The 4,284-nt window shown below is 50.6% G+C and carries 5 protein-coding genes; all 5 read right to left on the minus strand.

What is annotated here, in order from left to right; all coding sequences use genetic code 11:
* Nucleotides 1-495 (minus strand): UvrD-helicase domain-containing protein (locus RM530_RS18210; protein ID WP_432276119.1); only part of this gene is annotated, 495 nt, incomplete at its 3' end.
* Between the two features lie 139 nt (nucleotides 496-634).
* The gene (locus RM530_RS18215) at nucleotides 635-2,341 is read right to left on the minus strand and encodes an ATP-dependent nuclease (RefSeq protein ID WP_311366690.1); all 1,707 of its coding nucleotides are present in this window, start codon (nucleotides 2,339-2,341) and stop codon (nucleotides 635-637) included.
* 88 nt (nucleotides 2,342-2,429) lie between these two features.
* Nucleotides 2,430-3,026, minus strand: a complete 597-nt coding sequence (locus RM530_RS18220; RefSeq protein WP_311366691.1) for a 3'-5' exonuclease — start codon at nucleotides 3,024-3,026, stop codon at nucleotides 2,430-2,432.
* 5 nt (nucleotides 3,027-3,031) lie between these two features.
* On the minus strand, nucleotides 3,032-3,724 hold the full coding sequence (locus RM530_RS18225) for an RES family NAD+ phosphorylase (RefSeq protein WP_311366692.1): 693 nt from the start codon (nucleotides 3,722-3,724) through the stop codon (nucleotides 3,032-3,034).
* On the minus strand, nucleotides 3,721-4,122 hold the full coding sequence (locus RM530_RS18230) for an MbcA/ParS/Xre antitoxin family protein (RefSeq protein WP_311366693.1): 402 nt from the start codon (nucleotides 4,120-4,122) through the stop codon (nucleotides 3,721-3,723). The genes RM530_RS18225 and RM530_RS18230 overlap by 4 nt, the downstream gene beginning before the upstream one ends.
* Nucleotides 4,123-4,284 lie beyond the last annotated feature (162 nt).

Raw genomic sequence — 4,284 nt, forward strand, 5'->3', positions numbered from 1 at the left:
TTTCCCTTTCTTGAGAAGCTCTCGCATTTCGTCTAACCATTGTCCAAGTTCGTCTGCTCCAGCCAATTTCCATCGCCAAGGTATTTTCAGCTCACCTAGCAATTGATAATGTGGATAGATAGAATTCTCCCAATCGACTGGATTTTCGCTAAAATCAAATATGGCCTGCATGGGGTCACCAAGCAAACGACATGGAAGCAGTCTCGCCAAAGATTCCACCAATTCATGTTGCTGAGTAGAACAATCTTGGTACTCATCAACATAGACCCCACCGTATGAACATCTGACTACATGCTGCACGAATGGCCTATTTAGCATAGTCGCGCAGGCCGAATAAAGTCTATTCCATTCCCTTCCTGTTGGATGCTCCTTGTTCCACCTCGACGTCTTCGGAAAGTAAAGACAAATCCGCAACGCCCAACTCGCAATGGTATCGATCTGGTATTGCGACGGAGGAATTTTCAGTAACTGCATCTTTCTCTTGATCGAATTCACCCCTGCGTATGTGTGCGTCAGGACCAGTTGGCGCCGAGCGCTCGCCTTCACTGCCTGAGCTATCAGATGCGTCTTTCCATACCCGGCAGGTGCGATTACGTAACCCCTACCTTTGAAATCTGCTAATGTCTTTGACAGATCACAATCCATGTTCAGCCCATGTACGGAACTTGCCAAGCTGTATCGCAAATTCTTTCTGTTGGAACTCGGCATTTTCAAATGCTGGGAAAATAACTTCAGCCCATCGATCTCCGCTTGAAATGTTCTTGAACCACGAGGATGACTTAGCAGCATCGCCGATCGCTTTACGCAGGTCGACGGTATCCTGCCAATTATCGATATCCTCATCCAATGGGATCTTTAGCTTCGACTTGACGTTATCATGAACCGGCGATCCGAGCTCTTGAGCCAGTTTTGCGCTTGCCAGCACGTGGACCCAAGGTAAATCCGCCATTGCTCTTTGCTCTATCGACAGTTCATCCGTCCACATAACAACTGCAATACCTTTGCTTTTTAGATCGGCAACGTCTTTCTCAGAGAATTGCTTTTGCTCATCGCCATCCGCAACCACCATGACATCGTAATGTAAGGCGTTGAACCCAGTTGCAAGACCTCTTACCTTGCTTGCACCATGCGCATCTAACGGAGTTACCCCTAGGTAAGAGAATGGAAGACGCCCATTGGCCGACCAAAGACTATCCATACCGCGCAAGAATCCCACTTCGGTTGCCCCTTCGCAGACGATGACTTTTCGGGATAAGAATGCCTCCGCGCTGGAACGAATATGTCCTTGTATGTTTAATTCGCCCAGCTCGTTTCCCGCAGCTGGCACTACGCGGACACAGCCATTCTCCTTGTGTAGGACGTATAACTGTTCAACTGTTAGTTCGCGCAAAACAGTGGGAGAATGTGTTGTTAGGAAGTACTGTCCAGCTTGATCGTCCCGAATATACTTGACCAACCGTGCGATCCTGTGTGGCTCCAACCCATACTCAACTTCATCGAACAATGTGATATGTTGGTCATCTAAATTTTCCTTCTGAATTCCACACAACAACATACGTTTTGACCCGAGACCTAGTTGCCTTAACGGAATATCACCGTCGTGAAGAGTCAGGCCGCCAATCCGTATGCTGATCGTGTTGAGATCAAGATGCGCCTTATATTCCTGACCCACAGGGACGCCGAGATTTTTTGCCACGTATTCAGACTTTGATGCCGCAGCATCGAATTTCTTAAGAACTATCTCTCTTTGGCCATCTAGCGAGATCCTTGCTGCACGCGTCGCCTCCACAAGCGACTCATTGAGGTTATCGGCCTCTGTGATCTTGGCGAGTGCAGTCCCAGCAGCCCATGTGAGCTGCTTATCGCTGTATGTTCCGATTAAACCAACACCGACTTTTGCTCGATCTGAGGCCTTGAAATCCACCCCGTCAGGATTACGATCGGTAATGACCTTCCACTTCGGTTCCAGATCTTTTGCAACCACAAGTCTGACACTAAGAACAGGTTCGTCATCGTCTTCTGGTTCGTCATTTAGACTGAACTGGCTCTTGCTCCAGCCACGAAGATGCGCACCGTACTTCTTCTCGGCGCATAACTCGGATGTCAGTTGACCGATGATGACTTCGATTTGAATCGGGTTGTCAGTATTGCAATGATAGAAATCGGAATCGCTGAATGTGTGATTCCATTGAGGGCTAAAGACGCAGCGAATTGCTTCCAGAACTGTTGTTTTTGTGGAATCACCTTTCCCGATAAGGCAGAAAATCCTCTCATCACGGAGATTCCATTCCAGCTTGTTAATTCCCCTAAAGTTGGTGACTTCCAGCCTTCTGATTTTCATTTTTACTCCATCAAGTTACAATCTGATCTCACGAATTCCCACACATTGGCATTGGGATCAATGCATCTAAAGAACCAGTGGTGATTCACTAATCGTTTGAATCTAAGCCATATTGTTTCATCACTTCCACCACGCGATACGTTAGTTTGCTATCAATTTTCGCTCCATGAATCCCATTACGCTTAGCTCTAAGATCTTCAACACCCAGCACTTTCGTCAGCGTATCTAACGATGGACCTCTGTGGCTGCACGGCAAATTCGCTGCCTGTGCCCAGGGAATGGCGGCTTTCTGACTGCAGAACACACCTTGAATTGGCGGCATTGATAAACCGTAGCGGGCGACGTGATCCAGCAGGATCGGCCAGTCAAAACTGGCGTTGTGAATGACGATAAGCTGATCTTTCAGGTATTCGACAATCTGGCTCCATTGGGAAAAAAAGGAATCAAATCTTGCAGCCTGTTCGTTGGTAATGCCGTGTATCGACTGCGCTTCTTCTGAAATGCGTTTTTGTGGCCGTGTTTTAAATTCGACGGATTCCGCTATCTTTCGATTTCTTACCACGGTGATGCCAAGTGTCACGATATCCGGCGGGCCGTTTTCGTCAGGGAGTCCGGTAGTTTCGGTATCGAGGACGATGTAATCATCCGGGAGTTGGGTGAAGATCCACAGCAGCTCGTTATACATTGCCATCACCTCCTGCCACTGCCATCGAGAGATTCGACGTTGACGATCGCTCCCTGGTCATAGTGGTAGCGCAGATAACGCCAGTGGATCGCATCGGACAGCGCTCGGGCACGCATCACCCCGTAGCACTCTCCTGTCGCTCTCACGCTTTGGTAGTGAACGCCAAAACTTTTGGCATCACGTAACGCGTAACCGAGCTGCTGGGCTTCACCATAATGATCGGGGTCGCAGATACCGTCTCCCACCAGGTGACGGACATCATGCAGAGTTGTCGGCCCCAGCTGTGCGCGGATAACGCGCATTTCCTGGGTGGTCTTGTCGATTCTGGACTCACGCAGGAAGCGCGCCCGGTGGTAGGACGATTCGGCAATGGCGACCGCTTCATCGGCGGCGCAGTAATAGATGCCGAAGTCCCGGTTGAAGCGACCACCTCGGCCATCGACCGGTGGGTGGGTAAAGGCCGCCATGATCCAGGAGGCACCGTCGCCATAGACCCGGTCTTCCGGGTGTACCAGACGAATGTCACCGACTTCATCGCGGAGCCGGGGATTCGTCAGGGACTCGACGGCGTAGAGCACCTCCCAATCCTGTGGGTTGGAGACGCGTTCGAACAGGTGGATCTGCGGGTAGCGTGACAGGATGATCCGATAAACCGGTTCATCGACCTCGCTACCAGGTAGCGTATCGATAGCGATCACCAGCCACCCCGCTGGGCATCGAGAAAATCCCTGACCACGGCCAGGTCGACCACCTGACCGGCCAGCAAGCGATCCAGCGGCGCCGTGCCATTGAACAGCGGGTTGTCGTTCGGTGTGGCCAGCCACTGGTCAGCCAGCGTCTGATCAGGCAACAGGATTTGCAAGGACTTATAGATCCCCAAAATGTAGCTGGCCCGTTCCAACAGGTCTCGCGTCAGCTTGGCCTTCTCGGGTTGGCTCTTCCAGTTGTAAAGGGTCTTCTCATTGCTGAGCCCCAGTAGCGTCATCTGCTGGGCACCAGTGAGGCGCCACTGGCTGAAGATAGTGAAAATCGCCGGCAGCAGTGAACTGGTGACACTGGAACCACGTTGCAGCAGTTGTTCGGCTTGAGCGATCATGCTTACCTCCTTTTTAACCTCTTCACTGTATCGTTACAGTTACCTAATACAAACTAGCAAGCTGTATTGTTACAGTCAACTGTATCAGAGATACTTTTCGGCTCTTATGCAGAAGCATGAGGTAGTTTTCCGGCTTTGGGGAAGAGCGCGAGGGGAGGTTCG

Source organism: Banduia mediterranea, assembly GCF_031846245.1.
Classification (GTDB): Bacteria; Pseudomonadota; Gammaproteobacteria; order Nevskiales; family Nevskiaceae; genus Banduia; species Banduia mediterranea.

Bases quoted from the DNA above. Each gene is read 5' to 3' on its own strand.
- RM530_RS18215 (WP_311366690.1), bottom strand. From the start codon at position 2,341: ATGAAAATCAGAAGGCTGGAAGTCACCAACTTTAGGGGAATTAACAAG.
- RM530_RS18220 (WP_311366691.1), bottom strand. From the start codon at position 3,026: ATGTATAACGAGCTGCTGTGGATCTTCACCCAACTCCCGGATGATTAC.
- RM530_RS18230 (WP_311366693.1), bottom strand. From the start codon at position 4,122: ATGATCGCTCAAGCCGAACAACTGCTGCAACGTGGTTCCAGTGTCACC.